The sequence below is a fragment of the Rhodopseudomonas parapalustris genome (assembly GCF_053772255.1).
The window spans coordinates 21,255-40,175 of the sequence record NZ_JAMKBZ010000014.1; the positions used below are offsets into that span (position 1 = coordinate 21,255).

Here is an 18,921-nt window from a genome sequence, read left to right on the forward strand (position 1 = left end):
GAATGCCGCAGAATGTCTATCTTCTCGCGGTCATCCTTCTTCCGTTCGCCGGCAGCCTGATTGCGGCACTCCTGCCGGCCAATGCGCGTAACGCCGAGGCCTGGCTCGCCGCCGCCGTCGCGCTCGGATGTCTCGGCCTGCTGGCTTTGCTGTATCCTGGGACCGAGGCGGCACCGATCCGCTATCAGCTCGACTGGCTGCCGCAGGCCGGTCTGAGCTTCACGTTACGGCTGGACGGCTTCGCCTGGGCGTTCGCGTGCCTGATTACTGCGATCGGCGCGCTCGTCGTTCTGTATGCGCGCTACTACATGTCGCCGTCCGATCCGGTGCCGCGGTTCTTCTCGTTCCTGCAGGGCTTCATGGGTGCGATGCTGGGCATCGTGCTGTCCGGCAACCTGATCCAGTTGGTGTTCTTCTGGGAGCTCACCAGCCTGTTCTCGTTTCTGCTGATCGGCTACTGGCACCACAACGCCGCAGCCCGCGAAGGCGCCCGCGTCGCGCTGACGGTCACCGGGACCGGCGGGCTGTGCCTGTTTGCCGGTGTCGTCCTGCTCGGCCATATCGTCGGCAGCTACGATCTCGACGCCGTGCTGGCGGCCGGTGCCGAGGTCCGCGGCCACGCGCTGTATGTGCCGACGCTGATCCTGATCCTGCTTGGCGCGCTGACCAAGAGCGCGCAGTTCCCGTTCCACTTCTGGCTGCCGCGGGCGATGACTGCGCCGACTCCGGTCTCGGCCTATTTGCACTCCGCCACCATGGTGAAGGCCGGCGTGTTCCTGCTGGTGCGGTTGTGGCCGGTGCTGGGTGGCACCAATGAATGGCTGTGGATCGTCGGAACAGCCGGGCTCGCGACATTCATCGTCGGCGCCTATCTCGCGGTATTCCAGAACGACCTGAAAGGTCTGCTCGCCTACTCCACCATCAGCCATCTCGGCCTGATCACGCTGCTGATCGGCCTCGATCGGCCGCTGGCGCTGGTCGCGGCGATCTTCCACGTTTTCAACCATGCCACCTTCAAGGCGTCGCTGTTCATGGCGGCGGGCATCATCGACCACGAAACCGGCACGCGCGACCTCCGCCGCCTCAGCGGACTGTGGAAGTTCATGCCGAAGACCGGCGCGCTGGCAATCGTGGCTGCCGCATCGATGGCGGGCGTGCCGCTGCTCAACGGCTTTCTGTCGAAGGAGATGTTCTTCGCCGAAACCATCGAGACCCACGACGGCTCGATCCTCGACGATGCCCTGCCCTATATCGTCACGCTCGCCAGCATGTTCACGGTGGCGTATTCGCTGCGCTTCATCCGCGAAGTGTTCTTCGGACCGCCGCCGACGGACCTGCCCCGCACGCCGCACGAGCCGCCGCGCTGGATGCGGTTTCCGGTCGAGCTGTTGGTACTCACCTGTCTGGTGGTGGGCATCGTGCCGTCGCTGACGATCGGGCCGTTTCTCCAGCTCGCGGTCCACTCGGTGCTCGGCTCAGCGACGCCGTATTACAGCCTCGCGATATGGCACGGCTTCAACTGGCCGCTGCTGATGAGTGTGATCGCGTTGGTCGGTGGCGTAGTTCTATACCTTTTATTGCGCAAACCGCTGCAGCATGGGCTGCGAAGTTCGCTCTTCGCCGGGCGGTTCAAGACCCAGCGGCTGTTCGATCTCGTGCTGGTGACGGTATCTTGGCGCTGGGCGCGCGGCATCGAGCGGGTATTCGGCACCCGTCGGCTGCAGCCGCAACTCCTGCTGCTGGTCAGCGTCGCCCTGGTGGCCGCTGCATTGCCGGCGTTGCTTCACGGTCTCAGCCTGGCTCCGGTCGCGCTCGACGGGATCGATCCGGCGCTGGCGTTGGTCTGGGCCGTCGGCATTGCCTGCGCGCTCGGCGGCACCGCGCTGGCCAAATTCCATCGCCTCGCTGCTCTGATCCTGATCGGCGGATCGGGCCTGACGACCTGCCTCACCTTCGTGTGGTTTTCCGCACCGGATCTGGCGCTGACCCAGATCGGCGTCGAGATCGTCACCACGGTCCTGTTGCTGCTCGGGCTGCGTTGGCTGCCGAAGCAACTCGAAACCGGAGAGATTACCGCCAACCGGAGCGTCCTCAAACGCGTCCAACGGATTCGCGACCTCGCGGTCGCGACCGCCGCCGGCACCGGTGTCGGGGTGCTGGCCTATGCGGTGATGACTCGTGCGGCGCCCGACAGCCTGTCGCGGTTCTTTCTGCAACACGCTTATTCCGACGGAGGCGGCACCAATGTGGTCAACGTCATCCTGGTGGACTTCCGCGGCTTCGATACGCTCGGCGAGATCACGGTGCTGGCCGTGGTGGCGCTGACGGTATTCGCGCTGCTTCGCCGCTTCCGCCCCGCCGCCGACAGTATCGATATCCCCGAACAGCAACGGCTGCAGGACGAGCGTGACGATGCGGCCGCCGATCGGAGCAAGGGCGACACCATCGCCGATTATCTCGAAGTGCCGGCGATGATCATGCAGCTCTTGTTTCCGTTCATCTTCATCGCAGCGATGTACCTCCTGCTGCGCGGCCACGATCAGCCGGGCGGCGGCTTCGTCGCCGGCATCGCGATGGCCGCGGCGCTGATCCTGCAATACATGGCGGGCGGCGCCCGATGGATCGAGGCGCGGCTGCGTATCCACCCGCTGCGCTGGATCGGCATCGGCCTGCTATTGGCGCTGTTCACCGGTGCTGCAGCGCTGCCGCTGGCGCGCCCATTCCTGACCTCGGCCTTCGCCTATGCTGACATCCCGTGGATCGGCAAGGTGCCGCTCGCCAGCGCGGCGCTGTTCGACCTCGGCGTGTTCTCGCTGGTGGTCGGCGCTACCGCGCTGATGCTGCTGGCGCTGGCGCACCAATCGATCCGCGGTCATCGCCGCCCCGCACCCGGCCGCGCCTTAATGCCCGAGACCAACTGATGGAACTGATCGTCTCACTTGCCATCGCCGTGCTGACCGGCTCCGGAGTCTGGCTGTTGCTGCGGCCGCGCACCTTCCAGGTGATCATCGGCTTGGCGCTGCTGTCCTATGCGGTCAACCTGTTCATTTTCAGCACGGGCCGGCTCAAGGTCGGTGCCGCCGCCATCTTGGAGAAAGGTCAGATCGGCGATCCGCAGGCGTTCGCCGACCCGCTGCCGCAGGCGCTGGTGCTCACCGCCATCGTCATCAGCTTCGCCACCACTGCTTTGTTTCTGGTGGTGCTGCTGGCCTCGCGCGGCCTCACCGGGAACGACCACGTCGACGGCCGGGATCCCGAATGACGAACTGGACCGACCATCTGATCATTCTTCCGATCCTGCTGCCGCTGTTCGTCGGCGCGGCGATGCTGCTGATCGACGAGCGCCACCAGCAGATCAAGGCGTTCGCCAATCTCGGCTCGATCGTGCTGATGGGCATCACTGCGCTGCTACTGATGCGCGCTGCGGATACCGCGACCGTAACCGGGGCCGCACCGATCGCGGTGTACCGGCTCGGCGACTGGCCGGCGCCATTTGCGATCGTGCTGGTGGCTGACCGGCTGTCGGCCCTGATGCTGGCGCTCACCAGCCTGCTCGCATTCGCCTCCACTGTGTTCGCGACCGCCGGATGGCAGCGGCTCGGCGCGCATTTCCATTCGCTGGTGCAGTTCCTGCTGATGGGGCTGAACGGCGCGTTCCTGACCGGCGACCTGTTCAACCTGTTCGTATTCTTCGAACTGCTGCTGGCGGCGTCCTACGGTCTTGTGCTGCACGGTTCGGGACCAGCGCGGGTGCGCGCCGGCCTGCAATACATTGCCGTCAACCTCACCGCCTCGGTGCTGTTTCTGATCGGCGTCAGCCTGATCTACGCGGTCACCGGCACACTCAACATGGCCGATCTCGCGATCCGAATTCCGCATGTGCCGGCGCAGGACCGCGCGCTGCTGGAAGCTGGCGCCGCAGTGCTCGGCGTTGCGTTCCTTGTCAAGGCCGGGATGTGGCCGCTGTGCTTCTGGCTGCCGACGACCTACGCCGCGGCCGCCGCGCCGGTCGCGGCGATCTTCGCGATCATGAGCAAGGTTGGCATCTACATCCTACTGCGACTGTCGCTGCTGTTGTTCGGCGCGGACAGCGGCGCATCGGCGATGTTCGGCGCCAACTGGCTGATCGCCGCCGGCATCGCAACGATCCTGTTCGGCCTGATCGGAGCGCTGGCGTCGCAGGAAATCTCGCGGCTCGCTGGCTATGCCGTCCTGGTGTCGTCCGGCACCGTGCTGGCGGTCGCAGCCGCGGTCGGCCAGCCTGCCGTGACCGCCGCGGCGCTTTTCTATTTGGTCAACTCGACGCTGGCGATTGCGGCGTTCTTCATGCTGATCGAGCTGCTCGAACGCGGCCGTGATCCCGGCGCCGACATGCTGGCGGTGACGCGCGAGGCCTATGGCGAGGACATGCCGGACGATCCGGATGCCGAGGAAGTCGGCCTCGTGATCCCGGCCTCGATGGCGATCCTCGGTTGGTGCTTCGTCGGCTGCGCCGCGGTGATCGCCGGTCTGCCGCCGGTGTCGGGCTTCATCGCCAAATTCGCGATGCTCACGGCGCTGCTCGGCGACGACGCCGCCGCCGGCATCTCGCCGCTGAGCTGGACCCTGCTGGCGCTGTTGATGCTGTCCGGCCTGACCATGTTGATCGCCATGACCCGCGCCGGCATTCGCACGCTGTGGTCGCCGACCGAGCGCGCCGACCCGCGGGTGCGGCTGGCGGAGATCGTGCCGATCGCGCTTCTGCTGCTCGGCTGCGTGGCCATGACCGTTCAGCCGCAGCCCGCGCTGAGCTACATGCAGGGCGCGGCCAATTCGCTGCACGCGCCTTCGGCCTATACCGACAGCGTGTTGTCGCCGTCGCCGTCGCGCATCAAGACCGGAGGCGGCTCATGACCAGGCTGTTGCCGTTTCCGCTGATCTCGCTGTGCCTGCTGGCGATGTGGCTGTGGCTCAGCCAGAGCCTGTCGCTCGGCCCGATCCTGCTCGGCAGCCTGTTCGCCCTGATGGGCGGCTGGCTGTTGCGGTTGTTGCAGTCCGATGCCGACCGCGTGCGCAATCCGAGCGCGATCATCCAGCTCGCCGGCTTGGTGCTGATCGACGTGATCCGGTCGAATATCGCGGTCGGCAGCATCATCCTCGGCGGCCAGCGCAACAACATCACCTCCGGCTTCGTCGATATCCCGCTCGATCTGCGCAGCCGTCAGGGGCTCGCGGTGCTGGCCTGCATCATCACCTCGACGCCCGGCACGCTATGGGTGAACTTCACCCGGGAGACCGGCGTGCTGCAGCTTCACGTTCTCGATCTCGTCGATGAGAGCGAGTGGGTCGAACGCATCAAAGGGCGCTACGAACGCCGGCTGTTGGAGATCTTCGAATGAGCAGTGTGGTTCTGACTTGGTCGGTCGTGATCGCGCAGATGATGCTCGCCGTCGCCATGGCCTGCGCCGCCTATCGGATGCTGGTCGGCCCGCGCGCCCAGGATCGCGTGCTCGGACTCGATACGCTTTACGTCAATGCCATGCTGATGATGTTGACGGTCGGCATCCGCACCGGCAGCGACGTGTATTTCGAAGCGGCCTTGGTCATCGCCCTGCTCGGCTTCGTCGGTACGGTGGCACTGGCCAAATTCCTGATGCGCGGCGAGGTGATCGAATGACCCATGCGGCGGAGCTTCCGGCCTGGGCGGCGTGGTGCGTGGCGCTGCTGTTGCTGCTCGGCGCCGGCATTACCCTGATCGGGTCGCTCGGAATGCTGCGGCTCGACGGGTTCTATCAGCGCGCACACGCGCCGACCCTCGGCACTACGCTCGGCACCGCCTTCATCTGCGGCGCATCGATGCTCTGCTTCTCGCTGCTGGAATCGCGACCTCTGCTGCACGAGGTGCTGATCCTCGGCTTTGTCACTATCACCACCCCGGTGACGCTGATGCTGCTGGTGCGCGCAGCCCTGTTCCGCGACACCGCAGAAGGGCACATCGACGACATCGTCCGCCGCGCCAAGCAAACGCCCGGGGACGAGGAGCTGCGCTGACCCGGCTTTGCCGCACCTACCGATCGACGTTCGTTTCCGGCCAGTAGTACTGATCGCTGGTCGGCCGGGCGCCAAAGATCGCCTGTCCGACCCGCACCACCGTCGCCCCCTCCTCGATCGCGATCTCGAAATCACCCGACATGCCCATCGACAGATGCGTCAATCCGGGGTGAACGTCGGTGGCGCGATCGCGCAGGTCGCGGAGCAGCCGGAAGCAACTGCGAACGCGTTCTTCATCGGCACTGAAGATCGCGAGCGTCATCAGACCGCGTGGCTTGAGCCTCGGGTAGTCGGTCAAACGCTGAACGAACGGAACAAGATCACCAGGTGAAAGTCCGTACTTGCTCGCCTCGCCCGAGGTGTTGACCTGCACGAACACGTCGAGGTCCCGTCCCACCGCATCCAGGCGACGATTCAGTTCATCAGCGAGGCGCAGACTGTCGAGGGCATGGAATTCGTCGGCAAGCCTGGCGAGATACTTCACCTTGTTGGTCTGAAGGTGGCCGATGATCGACCATCGGATCGGCAGATCCGCGAGGATAGCCCGCTTGTCGCGGGCTTCCTGAAGCTTGTTCTCGCCGAAATCGGAAATGCCGGCCGCATAGGCATGGCGAAGCACACTGGCCGGCACAGTTTTGGTAACGGGCAAAAGACGCACGTCATCGAGGCGCCGCCCGCAGCGTTGGCAGGCTGCCGCGATGCGATCCCGAACAAGCGCCAGATTCGTGGCAAAGGCCGTAGCAGGATCGGCGCCGAAACGTGCGACCTCGTTCGGCGAGAGCTCAACACTGGCAGGCATCATGATGCAAAGCGTCCCGGTCAGTAAGGCAGCGGAAAGCGCGCGACGAGCCGGCGCACACGCGCGTTGATCTCGATCCGCTCTGCGTCCAACGTCCCATCGCGGACGGCGTGCAGCGTGTCGAGCACAAGGCTGGCGATCTCACGATATTGGTCCGTGCCGAAGCCGCGGGACGTGCCGGCGGCCGTACCGACCCGAATGCCCGACGTCACCATCGGCTTCTCCGGATCGTTCGGAATTGCGTTCTTGTTGAGCGTGATCCCCACCGACTCCAAGGCCTGCTCGGCGATATTGCCGGTCACGCCGAATGGCCGCAGGTCGACAACGGCGAGATGACAGTCGGTGCCGCCGGAGGTGATCGTCAGTCCGCCATCCGCAAGCGCTTGGGCCAGGACACGGCAATTCTCAACGACGGCCTTCGCATAATCCTTGAATTCCGGTTGCAGCGCTTCGCCAAAGGCGACAGCCTTGCCGGCGATGACATGCATCAGCGGACCGCCCTGAAGCCCAGGGAACGTCGCCGAGTTGATCTTCTTGGCGATGTCCGCATCATTGCTCAGAACGAAACCGCCGCGCGGCCCACGGAGCGTCTTGTGCGTCGTCGAGGTCACGACATCGGCGAACGGAATGGGGGAAGGATAGACGCCGCCGGCCACAAGGCCCGCGAAATGCGCCATGTCGACCATCAGGATTGCCCCGACCTCGTCGGCGATCTGACGGAAGCGGCCGAAATCCATGATCCGCGGATAGGCCGACCCGCCGGCGATCAGTAGCCTCGGTCGATGCTGGTGCGCCAGCGCCGACACCTGATCCATGTCGATGCGGTGGGTTTCGGGGTCGACGCCATAGCTGACGGCCTTGAACCAGCGGCCGGACATGTTGACCGCTGCGCCATGGGTCAAATGGCCGCCAGCCTTCAAGTCCAGGCCAAGGATCGTATCGCCGGGTGCGAGCAACGCCAGAAGCACCGCCTGATTGGCCTGGCTTCCGGAATGCGGCTGGACGTTGGCGTAAGTGCTGCCGAACAGCTCATTGACGCGTGCAATCGCCAGATCCTCGACCGCGTCCACGTTCGCGCAACCGCCGTAGTAGCGACGATGCGGATAGCCTTCGGCATATTTGTTGGTCAGCACCGATCCCTGCGCATCGAGAACCGCCCGGCTGACGAAGTTCTCCGAGGCGATCAACTCGATCGAGTCGCGCTGGCGACTTTCCTCTTTGGCGATCGCAGCGGCAACAGCATGGTCGGCCGCGGCCAGACCGGCAGCCCTCACGCTCGGGTTTGCGGTGGTGTGGACGGCATGCTGCGCGACCGATGTGCCCATGGCTGATCTCCTTGACCTGGACGACTGTGCCGCGTGCGACGGAAGCCTGCGCGCGGTCTCGTTGATCAGCAGCTAGCATGGGCATGGTCTGGCACATCCATCCACTTCTGACCCCATGACCAGACCAATTTGTCACGGTGGGACCGCGTCGCGGCTCAAGGTCTCGCGGCTGCCCGAAGGGCTTTGGCCAACTTCCTCACCGCGGCTTCGATCTCGAGCGGCGTATACGCAGCAAAGCCCATCAGGAAGCCGGCCTCGCCGCCGCGGGCGTGATGCAACCCGGACAGACCGAGCAACTCGATCCCGACACGGTGTGCGGCTTCGACGGCGGTACGCTCCGCAAGGTCACACGTCAGCACGCAGGGGAGTTGCAGGCCGCCGATCGGCACGCGCGGCTCGACGAAATCGGAGAGATACTTTCCGACCAGACGGGCCAGCACGTCGAGGCGCTCGGCATAGACGCCGCGCATCGTGCGAACATGGGCGCCGAAATGTCCGCCTTCCATGAAACGAGCCAGTGTGAACTGTGCCATTGAGGCGCTGTGACCGTCCAGCAGGGTGCGGGCGACCGTCATCGGCATCACGAGTTGAGGCGGCAAGACGACGTAGCCGATCCGCAAGCCCGGAAACAGCGATTTGGTGAAGGTGCCGATGTAGACGGTCCGGTCGTGCGGATCGAGACCTTGCACGCAAGCCGTCGGCTTGCCGGAGTAATGGAATTCGCTGTCGTAGTCGTCCTCAATGATCCAAGCCTGATGCCGCGCCGCCCATTCGATCAGTGCGAGACGGCGATCCAGCGCCAGCGTCGCGCCGGTCGGAAACTGGTGGGACGGCGTGAGAAAGACGGCCTTGGCCCGGCGCGGCTGGGCCGTGATCTGTTCGACGATAAGGCCCTGCCGATCGACCGGAATCGGAACGCACTCCAGACCCGCAGCATCGAACGCTTTACGCGCGCCGTAATAGGCAGGGTCTTCGATGAAGATGCGATCGCCGGGATCGAGCAGCATATTCGCGCACAGTGACATCGCCTGCTGCGAACTGGTGAGCACCAGAACCCGATCCGCCGATGCGCGTCCGCCGCGCTCGAGATTTACGTAGTCGGCGATCGCGCGGCGAAGCGGCTCGGTGCCCTGCGGGTCGCAGTGAAGCAGCGTCTGCACGCCCAACTCCTTCCGGACTTGGCGTTCCAGCCGATCCCAGAGCTGAACTGGGAAGGTGCGCGTTTCCGGCACACCATGGACGAACGGCCGCGGCGATAGCTGCTCGCGAACGCCGCCGCTGCCGAACATTGCAGCTCCGCGTTTGCTGAGATTCGGTGCCTGGTTGCGGCTCAGCGCGTCCCGCTGCGACAGCCGCCGGCCCGGCTTGAATTCGGTCATCTCCGCGACAAAGCTGCCGCTGCCCACGCGCCGCTCGATGAAGCCCTCGGCATGAAGCTGGCCGTAGGCCGCTTCGATCGTATCGCGCGACACGCCCAGCGATTGAGCGAGCGCGCGCGAAGCGGGCAGCGGCTTGCCTGCACCCAGCGCACCGTCGACGATCAGCTGACGGATGGCACGCTGAACCCGCGCGTGCAGCGGCATCGCCGCGTGAGCCGGATGTGCGACCCAGGCTTTGACGGATTCGAGCTGGGAGTGCCTGAACAAATGGTCTGCCCCTATTGCGGGAAATGGATGGGCTCATCAGGCCATCGAGGGCTTAAATGTCAATGCGACCAGCGCGCTCCCGCTTTCTCAACCAGAAGACTCTCAGACGCATGTCGCCCTGCCCTTCGCCTTCCGCTGTCCGCCTCGGCGACCTCACCCATCCGGTCATCGCCGGTCTGATCTCGGTGATCGTCAACTACGGCGGCACCTTCATCCTGGTGTTTCAGGCCGCCAAGATCGGTGGCCTCAATCCCGAACTCACCGCATCCTGGGTCTGGTCGATCTCGATCGGCGTCGGATTGACCGGGCTAGTCCTGAGCCTGCGCTACCGTGAGCCGATCATCACCGCATGGTCGACGCCGGCAGCAGCGTTCTTGGTCACCGCTCTGGCGACGACGCCTTATCCGGAAGCGATCGGCGCCTACATGATCTCGGCAGCGGCGTTCGTTGTGCTCGGCATGTCGGGCTATTTCGAGAAGGTGATCCGCCTGATCCCGCCCGGAATCGCCTCGGGTTTGCTGGCCGGCATTCTGCTGCAGTTCGGCATCGGAGCCTTCGGCGGCGCCAGCGTCGATCCGTGGCTCGTCGGCTTGCTGGTCGCTGCCTACGTCGCGTTGAAGCGCTTTTCCGCGCGTTATGCCGTGGTCGGCATCCTGCTGCTCGGGGTCGCGTTCCTGCTGACGCAAGGGCGGGTCGATCTGTCAGGCCTCGAGCTGGTGCTGGCTGCGCCGGTGTTCAGCATGCCGGAATTTTCGCTGAATGCACTGCTCTCGGTTGCGTTGCCGCTGTTCCTGATCACGCTCACCGGTCAATACATGCCGGGAATGCTGGTGTTGCGGAACGACGGCTTCAAGACCAGCGCCAATCCGATCGTCACCGTCACAGGTTTGGGCTCGCTCATCATGGCGCCGTTCGGCTCGCATGCCTTCAACATCGCGGCGATCACGGCGGCAATCGCCACGGGCAAGGAGGCTCATGAAGACCCGTCCAAGAGATGGATTGCCGGCATCGCGGCGGGCTGCTTCTACGTGCTGGTGGGTGTGTTTGGCGTTACGCTCGCTGCCGTGTTCATGGCCTTTCCAGCCACCTTCATCACCACCCTCGCTGGGCTGGCCCTGCTCGGCACGATCGGCGGCAGCCTTGCCGGGGCGATGGCAGATCCAACCACGCGCGAGGCAGCATTGATCACCTTCCTGGCGTCCGCCGCGAACATCAAACTGCTCGGCATCGGCGGCGCATTCTGGGGGCTGCTGATCGGCGGACTCGCCTATCTTGTCCTCAATGGCCGCGGCCCTTCCCTCGCGACCACCGACCTCCCTGCGGTTGACACGACCGCGAAATGAATCACGGGACCAAGCCGATGACGACCTCCATCATTTCGATTCAGAGCCAGGTCGTGCATGGGCACGTCGGCAACAGCGCCGCAGTGCTGCCAATGCAGGTCCACGGGCTGAACGTGGCGGCGGTCCCGACAACGCTGCTCTCCAACCATCCGGGCTTTCCGACGACCCGCGGCCGGGTGCTGGACGCCGAACTGGTCGGTGACCTGCTGCGCGGGGTGGAAGAGCGCGGGCTGATCGAGAAAAGCCGCTACATCGTGTCCGGCTATCTCGGCTCGCCCGCCAACGGCGACGTGGTCGCCGCCTTCGTCAAAAGAGCAAGGCAGCTCAATCCCACCATCACCTACATCTGCGATCCGGTGATGGGAGACGCCCATGTCGGGGTCTTCGTCGCCGATCAGGTCGTCGCGTGCATCTGCAACGAACTCGTCCCGCTCGCCGATCTGCTGACGCCCAACCAGTTCGAGGTCGGACTGATCGCTGGCAGCCCGCCGACGACATGGCCCGAGCTCGAAGCGGCGGTCCACAAGATCCAGACCTCGCGGCGAGCCAAAGTGGTCGTCACCAGTTGCAGGCTAGCGGATACGCCGAACGGCTCTCTCGAGAATATCGTATTCGAAGACGCGACCTCCACGCGACTGCCCTCGCCACGCCTGGAGATGGCAGCCGCCGGAACCGGCGATCTCTACACCGGGCTTCTCACTGCGGGACTCGCAGACAATCTCAATCTGGTCGATGCGGCGCGCCGCGCCGCCACCATCGTCCTCGACGTCCTGAACCGCACCACAGCCGGTGGAGACCACGAGATGCAGCTTGCCGGCGTCATCGAGGCGCTCCGCCCCGCCTGGAAGGAGCCTCCTCGATGACGACGGAACATCAATCGTATTTGCCGTCGTCGGCTTGCGGCGCCTGAAACGCTACAGGCCCGGCGACACCCAGGCGGTCGAGATTGCGCCGCGGGCGTTCAAAGCGATCCGCCAATAGAGCATCCGCTGCTCGTGGCGAACAAGGTAGACGTCGACGCCGCCATTGCCGACGCCGACGAACTCGACCAAGCCGGCCGGCCCGGCGTCGCTGATCTCCGACTGTAGCGTGGGCATTTGCTGTCTGGTCGCTTCGGCGACCACCTCCGTCATCTCGTCGTAGTGAGGTTGACCGCTGCGGAACCCTTCGATCAGGCGGCGCAGCGCGGCCTCCGTGCCGGGGCTCGGCTGGCCGCCCGTCAGCCGCTCGGCGACGAGCTCTTCGATCCGCCGCGCCTCATTGGCGTCGATCCGCGGCATCGGAATGTCGAGGCCGTTCTGATGCAGTACCAGCGACTGCGCAACGCCCACTGCATCCGTCACGAAGCTGATCTGCGCGTTGACGACCCTGGCGAAGAATTTCGTCCGGCTCTCGGCAAACAGCGGCACGCCGGGCTGGCCGGTGAGACGCGAAGTGAGCCGGCCATCTTCGCGGCTGATCGTCATCACCCCCTGCTCGGCGAGATGATAAAATCCCACGTAGCGATCGAGGATCACGGGATCGAGCCGGATCTCGTGCGGCTCGGATGAATCGCTCCGGGCGGCTGACGAATCTCGCGCTGCGCCGCCGGCCGACTGCACCGCGGCCGACAGGACGTTCCAATTCTGGCAGCCAAGAACCTTGGCGATCAGCTCCAGGCTCTCGCTGTGGGTGAGTTCGGCTTTCGGCTTGATGGCCTCGCGCAACGTCTGCGCCATGGCCTTTGCGTCGCGGAAATCGCGCATCATGAACCCTCTGCAGGGCGAACTGATCAGGTCAGATGCTTGCGTTACTGACTCCGTTCGCCTCGGCAAGAGGGAGACGCGGGTCGTTGCGATACGTTCACCTTCCCCGGACAGGGCGCAAGCGGCGGGTCGTATCTACCCGACGCAGATTCTGGCGCACTCCCAACTCGGTGTCAAACCCATGCGCAGCGGCGAGCGATCGCGACCACGCGGCACGCTGCCGCGGGGCCGGATCGCTCTAAATGACCGATCAGTTCTTCGGTGCGGCCTCCCCGGCCTCGCCCTTCGGTCCTGCCGGGCCAGCATCGCCCTTGGGACCAGCGTCGCCCTTCGCGCCGGCGGGACCCGCAGGGCCGGCCGGACCAGCCGGACCGGCGTCGCCCTTCGGACCTGCGGGACCGGCCGGTCCGGTATCACCCTTTGGACCAGCGGGGCCGGCCGGACCGGCCGGGCCCGCCTCGCCCTTCGGTCCGCGCAGGCCACAATTGGCGACAATCAGGTCCTTGGCGGTCTGGTCGCCGGCTTTCAGATCGATCTTGCAGGTCTCGGGCAGATAGCTGAGCGAGAACTTGAAGCGACGCGACGACGAGCTCTTGACCTTGTCGCCGGTGCCGACGACCTCGACCTCCTGCCCGCCCTTGGCGGTCTTGCCACTGATCACCAGCTTGCCGCGCTCGATCGCCACGGTATCGAGATCGAGAGCCAGCGCGTTCGCCGAGGTCATCACCACGATCGCCGCCCCTACCAATAAGGATCCTCGCACCATCCAGCTTCCCCTCTGTCCTCACGGCGTCGCTTGCCGCGCTGCAACGCGATCGCGGACCATCCGCGACCGCCTGAATCATAACCCAACTCCGCGGCAGCATAGCCGGCAGCCCGTGACATTTTTTTCCGCGCGCCATCGGACAGTCCTTGCCGGCGCAATCGGATGCAACACGAGGCCGGCGAAACGCCATTGCGAACAAAGCAGGAATCTGGAAGCGTCAGGTCTTCACCCGACAGGCGCTGATTCGTGTCTCTGCCCGCTCCGATTCTCGACGGTCTCAATCCAGAGCAACGCTGCGCCGTCGAGCATGGCGCGGCGGCAAGCTGCCCGCCGCTGCTGGTGATCGCCGGCGCCGGCAGCGGCAAGACCAACACGCTGGCTCATCGGGTCGCGCATCTGGTGGTCGGCGGTGCCGACCCGTATCGCATCCTGCTGATGACGTTCTCGCGCCGCGCGGCCGCCGAGATGACCCGCCGGGTCGAGCGGATCGCCCGCAAAGTGCTCGGCGATCGCGCTTCCGCGCTGAGCGGCGGCCTGCATTGGGCCGGTACGTTCCACGGCATCGGCGCCCGGCTGCTGCGCGACTATGCCGAGCGGATCGGGCTCGATCCCGGCTTCACCATCCACGACCGGGAGGACTCAGCCGACCTGATGAATCTGGTCCGGCACGATCTCGGCTTCTCCAAGACCGAAGCCCGGTTTCCGGCCAAGGCGACCTGCCTGTCGATCTACTCACGCTGCGTCAATGCCGGCCAACCGCTCGACGTCGTGCTCGGCGCCAACTATCCGTGGTGTGCTGGCTGGGCCGCCGAGCTCAAGCAACTGTTCGCCGCCTATGTGGACGCCAAACAGCGCCACAACGTGCTCGATTACGACGACCTCTTACTGTACTGGGCGCAGGTGATGGAGGAGCCGGCCTTTGCCGAGGAGATCGGCGGACGGTTCGATCATGTGCTGGTCGATGAGTATCAAGACACCAACGCGCTGCAGGCGCGCGTGCTGCTGGCGCTGAAGCCCGACGGCACGGGCCTCACCGTGGTCGGAGACGATGCCCAGGCGATCTATTCGTTTCGAGCTGCGACGGTGCGCAACATTCTCGACTTCCCGAAGGCGTTCAATCCGCCCGCCCGCGTCGTCACGCTGGATCGCAACTATCGCTCGACCCAGGCGATCCTGTCGGCCGCCAATGGCGTGATCGATCTGGCGCGCGAGCGCTTCACCAAGAATCTGTGGACCGACCGCGCCGGAGGCGCACCGCCATTACTGGTCGGCGTCCGCGACGAGGCCGATCAGGCGCGCTACATCGTCGAGCGCGTGCTCGACGCACGCGAGGGCGGCGCGACGCTGAAGCAGCAGGCGGTGCTGTTCCGCACATCGTCGCATTCGGCACCGCTCGAGCTCGAACTGACCCGACGCAACATCCCATTCGTCAAATTCGGCGGACTGAAGTTTCTCGATGCTGCCCACGTCAAGGACATGCTGGCGCTGCTGCGCTTCGTGCAGAACCCGCGCGACCGCGTCGCTGGCTTCCGGGTGATGCTGCTGATGCAGGGCGTGGGCCCGGCCTCGGCGCAAAAGGCCTTGGATGCGCTCGCCCCCGAGGCCGATCCGCTCGGCTCGCTCGCCACCCTGCCCGCACCGCCGCGCGCCGGTGCCGACTGGCGAGGCTTCGTCGAAGCGGTGCAGGAGCTGCGCAGCGGCGATGCCGGCTGGCCGGCGGAGATCGAACGTGCGCTGATCTGGTACGCGCCCCATCTCGACCGCATCCATGAGGACGCCGAAACCCGCCGTGCCGACCTGGTGCAGCTCGCGCAGATCGCATCAGGCTATCCGTCGCGCGAACGCTTCCTCACCGAACTGACGCTCGATCCGCCGGATGCGACCTCCGATCAGGCCGGCGTGCCGACGCTTGATGACGACTATCTGATCCTGTCGACGATCCATTCCGCCAAGGGGCAGGAATGGAAGCAGGTGTTCGTGCTCAACGTCGTCGACGGCTGCATGCCGTCCGACCTCGGTACGGGCACCTCGGCCGAGATCGAGGAAGAGCGCCGCCTGCTCTATGTCGCAATGACGCGGGCGAAGGACGATCTGCACCTGGTCGTGCCGCAGCGCTTCTTCACCCACGGCCAGAACGCGCAAGGCGACCGTCACGTCTACGCGGCACGCACCCGCTTCATCCCCGACCGGCTGCTGCCGCTGTTCGAGCGCACCAGTTGGCCTCGCGTCGCTCCCGAAGCCGCCGCGGCCGCAGCCCAGCGCGTCCCGCGTATCGACATCAACTCGCGGATGCGGCGGATGTGGACGTAGTTGCGATCACGCTGCCGCGCTGGTGGTAATCGTACCGCCGTCGGCGTTGTCGACGATGACGGGGCTGTCGAACCAGGTCATTACCGGCTCTGCGCCGTACAGCGCGGCGACGCGGGCGCGCCATTCGCCGGCATAGACGGCTTCAGCGGCCGCGCGGTTCTCCCAGAGATAGATTCCGCCGGCAGTCATGCCGTCTTCAGAGCGGATGTAGTATTTGCGGATCAGGCCCGGCAGCTTTTGGTATTTCGGCGCGCTGCTCTCGAACCGCTTCTTCGCCTCTTCCAGGCTGATCGGCGTCGCCATGTGAAACTGCACGACGGTGGTGATCATCGATGCCTCCTTGCTATTTTTGGGCAGTGTAACGCATCCACGGCCCGGCGTCCCCTCACCGGCCGCGGAACCGCGGTTTGCGGCGTTGCAAGAAGGCGTCGACGCCTTCGCGGTGATCGTCGCTGAAGCCGGCGAGTGCGAATTGATCGAGGTCCATGTGGCTCGCGAGATCGTCGAGCGCATGGGTCAGCCGGTTGACCGTCAGCTTGGTCATCATCACCGGCATCGGTGGCTGCGCGCTGTTTGGTGCGCGCCGGTCCGATGAGATGCAGCATCCGCGGCACGCTCTGCCAGCTCATGTTCATGCCGAGGCCGATTTCCGGCACGCGCAAATGCGCATCGCTGGCCATCACGCGGAAATCCAGCGCAACCGCCAGAGCGACGCCGCCGCCGATGCAGAAGCCTTCGATCGCCGCGATCGTCACCTGCTCGATCTCGTGCCACGCACGCGTCAGCCGCGGCCCGATCTTGAGATGCCGTCGCAGCGCGCCTAGATCCATCTCGGCCCGGCTTCGGCCCTCGGGATCCTTCAGGTCGAAGCCGGCGCTGAACGCGGTCGCACAGCCGGTCAACACCACAACCGAGGAGTTCGTGTCGTCCTCGAAACTGCGAGCAGCGTCGGTGAGTTGTCGCATCGCATCCGGTGACAGCGCGTTGAGGCCGTCGCCGCGGTCGAACCTGACGATCGCCACACGTCCTTCCGGTCCCAGCCCCCGTTCGATGGTCACGCATCCTCTCACGCTGTCCTCCCCGGCCGTTGCTCTTGGTTGCGCCGAGTCTAGCAGCCTCGCCGCTCGACAGCGCGGCAAAATCCAATCTATCTTGCGACGCATGAGCAGCGAGCATCTTCACCACCACGATCACGACCATTCCGAATTGTCGGAGACCGAGCTGCGGGTGCGCGCGCTCGAAACCATCCTCACCGAAAAGGGCTACGTCGATCCCGCCGCGCTGGATGCGCTGATCGAGACCTACGAGACCAAGGTCGGGCCGCGCAACGGTGCCCGGGTGGTCGCCAAAGCGTGGAGCGATCCTGCCTATCGGCAGCGGCTGCTGCACGACGCCACCGCGGCGATCGCCGAGCTCGGCTATACCGGCCGCCAAGGCGAGCACATCGTCGCGGTCGAGAACACGCCTGCGACCCACAACATGGTCGTGTGCACGCTGTGCTCCTGCTACCCCTGGTCTGTGCTCGGCCTACCGCCGGTCTGGTACAAATCGGCGCCGTATCGATCGCGCGTGGTCAAGGAGCCGCGCGCGGTGCTGGGCGAATTCGGCGTGACGCTGCCGCAGGGCACTTCGATCCGCGTTTGGGATTCCACCGCGGAGATCCGCTATCTGGTGATCCCGATGCGGCCCAACGGCAGCGACGGCCTCAGCGAAGATCAGCTCGCCGATCTCGTCACCCGCGACAGCATGATCGGCACTGGCGTCGCCCGCATGCCATCGGAGCTTACGGCATGAACGGCGCACACGACATGGGCGGCATGGACGGCTTTGGGCCGGTGATGCCCGAGCCTGATGAACCGCTGTTTCACGCGGCCTGGGAACGGCGCGCCTTTGCGCTGACGCTGGCGATGGGCCGGCCCGGCGGCTGGAACATCGACATGTCCCGGTTCGCCCGCGAGAACCGCGCCCCGGTCGATTATCTGTCGATGAGCTACTATCAGCTCTGGCTCGCCGGCCTCGAAGCGCTGATGGCCGAGCGCGGCCTCGTCACAGCCGACGAGATCGCCGCCGGATCACCGCTGCATCCGCCAAAGGATGTACCTGTGCTCAAGGCTGCCGATGTTGCGCCGATGCTGGCGCGCGGTACGCCGACCGAACGCGACGCCCCCGTCCCTGCCCGGTTCGGCGTCGGCGACCGGGTGCGCGCCAGGGAACTGCATCCGCGAACCCACATCCGCCTGCCGCGCTACGTCCGCGGTCGCATCGGTACGGTCGAACTGGTGCACGGCGCGCACGTCTTTCCCGACAGCCACGCCCATGGCGGCGGCGAACAGCCGCAATGGCTGTACACAGTGGCGTTCGAGGCTCGCGAATTGTGGGGCGACGACGCCGATCCGGCTTCCCGGGTCTCGGTCGACGCCTGGGATTCCTATCTGGAGCCGGCATGATGAGTAGCCAGACCGAAGCAGCGGCGATCGCTGCCCGCAGCGTTCCCGGCCTGCCGCGCGACGACGACGGTCCGGTGTTTCGCGAGCCATGGGAGGCGCACGCCTTTGCGATGGCGGTGACACTGCACGGCCGCGGGCTGTTCACTTGGCCGGAATGGGCGGCGGAACTCGCCGCTGAAATCCGCCGTGCCCAAACCGCCGGAGACCCCGATTGCGGCGACACCTACTACCGCCATTGGCTGGCGACCCTGGAGCGCCTGGTGGCCACCAAGGGTGTCGCCAGTTCCGAGACGCAGCTCCGCTATCGCGATGCCTGGGACCGCGCCGCCGATCGCACGCCGCACGGCCAGCCGATCACGCTCGATCCAAGCGATTTTTCGCCCACCTGACCCGCGATTGGTTGCAAATCCGCCATGTTAACGTTGACGGAACAAGTTTGTCCCGCGATTGAATCCAATCAACAGAGCTAGAACCATTCGACGCTAAGGTCTCCGCTGTCTGCACCTCGAT

18 protein-coding genes and 1 pseudogene are annotated in these 18,921 nt (G+C 65.5%); 12 read left to right on the forward strand and 7 right to left on the reverse strand.

The features are described 5' to 3' along the window. Positions 1-2 precede the first annotated feature (2 nt). From M9H71_RS13895 to mnhG, 6 genes are read left to right on the forward strand one after another with little or no spacing between them, the layout of a single operon-like run. A complete protein-coding gene (locus tag M9H71_RS13895; protein WP_455405568.1) occupies positions 3-2,921 on the forward strand; it encodes a monovalent cation/H+ antiporter subunit A in 2,919 nt (972 codons plus the stop codon). After that, positions 2,921-3,262 (forward strand): Na+/H+ antiporter subunit C, encoded by a 342-nt coding sequence (locus M9H71_RS13900; protein WP_455405569.1) that lies wholly within the window; start codon positions 2,921-2,923, stop codon positions 3,260-3,262. Before M9H71_RS13895 ends, M9H71_RS13900 begins: the two co-directional genes overlap by 1 nt. Next, positions 3,259-4,893 (forward strand): monovalent cation/H+ antiporter subunit D, encoded by a 1,635-nt coding sequence (locus tag M9H71_RS13905; RefSeq protein ID WP_455405570.1) that lies wholly within the window; start codon positions 3,259-3,261, stop codon positions 4,891-4,893. Before M9H71_RS13900 ends, M9H71_RS13905 begins: the two co-directional genes overlap by 4 nt. Next, positions 4,890-5,378, forward strand: coding sequence for a Na+/H+ antiporter subunit E (locus M9H71_RS13910; RefSeq protein ID WP_164601226.1), 489 nt, complete (start codon positions 4,890-4,892; stop codon positions 5,376-5,378). The genes M9H71_RS13905 and M9H71_RS13910 overlap by 4 nt, the downstream gene beginning before the upstream one ends. Then, complete coding sequence (locus M9H71_RS13915) at positions 5,375-5,656, forward strand: K+/H+ antiporter subunit F (protein WP_164601224.1); 282 nt, start codon at positions 5,375-5,377, stop codon at positions 5,654-5,656. The genes M9H71_RS13910 and M9H71_RS13915 overlap by 4 nt, the downstream gene beginning before the upstream one ends. Next, positions 5,653-6,030: a monovalent cation/H(+) antiporter subunit G gene (gene mnhG / locus M9H71_RS13920; RefSeq protein ID WP_230763556.1), complete on the forward strand. Its 378-nt coding sequence runs from the start codon at positions 5,653-5,655 to the stop codon at positions 6,028-6,030. The genes M9H71_RS13915 and mnhG overlap by 4 nt, the downstream gene beginning before the upstream one ends. A gap of 16 nt (positions 6,031-6,046) precedes the next feature. Here mnhG and M9H71_RS13925 read toward each other — a convergent pair whose 3' ends face one another. The 3 genes from M9H71_RS13925 to pdxR form a co-directional block, all read right to left on the reverse strand. Continuing rightward, the gene (locus M9H71_RS13925; RefSeq protein ID WP_455405660.1) at positions 6,047-6,829 is read right to left on the reverse strand and encodes a YggS family pyridoxal phosphate-dependent enzyme; all 783 of its coding nucleotides are present in this window, start codon (positions 6,827-6,829) and stop codon (positions 6,047-6,049) included. Between the two features lie 20 nt (positions 6,830-6,849). Further along, positions 6,850-8,154 carry a serine hydroxymethyltransferase gene (locus M9H71_RS13930; protein ID WP_455405571.1) on the reverse strand — a complete coding sequence of 435 codons (1,305 nt, stop codon included), beginning with the start codon at positions 8,152-8,154 and terminating at the stop codon, positions 6,850-6,852. A 155-nt stretch (positions 8,155-8,309) separates the two neighbouring features. Then, complete coding sequence (pdxR, locus tag M9H71_RS13935; RefSeq protein ID WP_455405572.1) at positions 8,310-9,800, reverse strand: MocR-like pyridoxine biosynthesis transcription factor PdxR; 1,491 nt, start codon at positions 9,798-9,800, stop codon at positions 8,310-8,312. A gap of 110 nt (positions 9,801-9,910) precedes the next feature. Between pdxR and M9H71_RS13940 the strand changes: the two genes are divergently transcribed. Both M9H71_RS13940 and pdxY read left to right on the forward strand, forming a co-directional pair. Continuing rightward, positions 9,911-11,143 carry a benzoate/H(+) symporter BenE family transporter gene (locus tag M9H71_RS13940; RefSeq protein WP_455405573.1) on the forward strand — a complete coding sequence of 411 codons (1,233 nt, stop codon included), beginning with the start codon at positions 9,911-9,913 and terminating at the stop codon, positions 11,141-11,143. Further along, positions 11,140-12,006, forward strand: coding sequence for a pyridoxal kinase (gene pdxY, locus M9H71_RS13945; RefSeq protein ID WP_455405574.1), 867 nt, complete (start codon positions 11,140-11,142; stop codon positions 12,004-12,006). Before M9H71_RS13940 ends, pdxY begins: the two co-directional genes overlap by 4 nt. A 51-nt stretch (positions 12,007-12,057) precedes the next feature. Here the strand turns inward: pdxY and M9H71_RS13950 are convergent, their stop codons facing one another. Both M9H71_RS13950 and M9H71_RS13955 read right to left on the reverse strand, forming a co-directional pair. Then, entirely contained in the window at positions 12,058-12,891 is an 834-nt protein-coding gene (locus tag M9H71_RS13950) for a DUF3471 domain-containing protein (protein WP_455405575.1), read from the reverse strand. A 247-nt stretch (positions 12,892-13,138) separates the two neighbouring features. Next, positions 13,139-13,654 (reverse strand): collagen-like protein, encoded by a 516-nt coding sequence (locus M9H71_RS13955; RefSeq protein WP_455405576.1) that lies wholly within the window; start codon positions 13,652-13,654, stop codon positions 13,139-13,141. Between the two features lie 246 nt (positions 13,655-13,900). Here M9H71_RS13955 and M9H71_RS13960 point away from each other — a divergent pair, with 246 nt between their 5' ends. Beyond that, complete coding sequence (locus M9H71_RS13960) at positions 13,901-15,964, forward strand: ATP-dependent helicase (protein ID WP_455405577.1); 2,064 nt, start codon at positions 13,901-13,903, stop codon at positions 15,962-15,964. Positions 15,965-15,970: 6 nt separating this feature from the next. On the opposite strand, the gene M9H71_RS13965 is transcribed toward M9H71_RS13960, so the two are convergent. Both M9H71_RS13965 and M9H71_RS13970 read right to left on the reverse strand, forming a co-directional pair. Further along, complete coding sequence (locus M9H71_RS13965; protein ID WP_455405578.1) at positions 15,971-16,294, reverse strand: YdhR family protein; 324 nt, start codon at positions 16,292-16,294, stop codon at positions 15,971-15,973. A gap of 55 nt (positions 16,295-16,349) precedes the next feature. Then, a pseudogene (locus M9H71_RS13970) lies at positions 16,350-17,034 on the reverse strand (enoyl-CoA hydratase/isomerase family protein). 91 nt (positions 17,035-17,125) lie between these two features. Here M9H71_RS13970 and nthA point away from each other — a divergent pair. The 3 genes from nthA to M9H71_RS13985 are packed head-to-tail and all read left to right on the forward strand — an operon-like array spanning position 17,126 to position 18,800. Next, entirely contained in the window at positions 17,126-17,758 is a 633-nt protein-coding gene (gene nthA / locus M9H71_RS13975; RefSeq protein WP_455405579.1) for a nitrile hydratase subunit alpha, read from the forward strand. Next, a complete protein-coding gene (gene nthB, locus M9H71_RS13980; RefSeq protein WP_455405580.1) occupies positions 17,755-18,411 on the forward strand; it encodes a nitrile hydratase subunit beta in 657 nt (218 codons plus the stop codon). The genes nthA and nthB overlap by 4 nt, the downstream gene beginning before the upstream one ends. Continuing rightward, positions 18,411-18,800, forward strand: coding sequence for a nitrile hydratase accessory protein (locus M9H71_RS13985; RefSeq protein WP_455405581.1), 390 nt, complete (start codon positions 18,411-18,413; stop codon positions 18,798-18,800). Before nthB ends, M9H71_RS13985 begins: the two co-directional genes overlap by 1 nt. Positions 18,801-18,921: the final 121 nt, after the last annotated feature.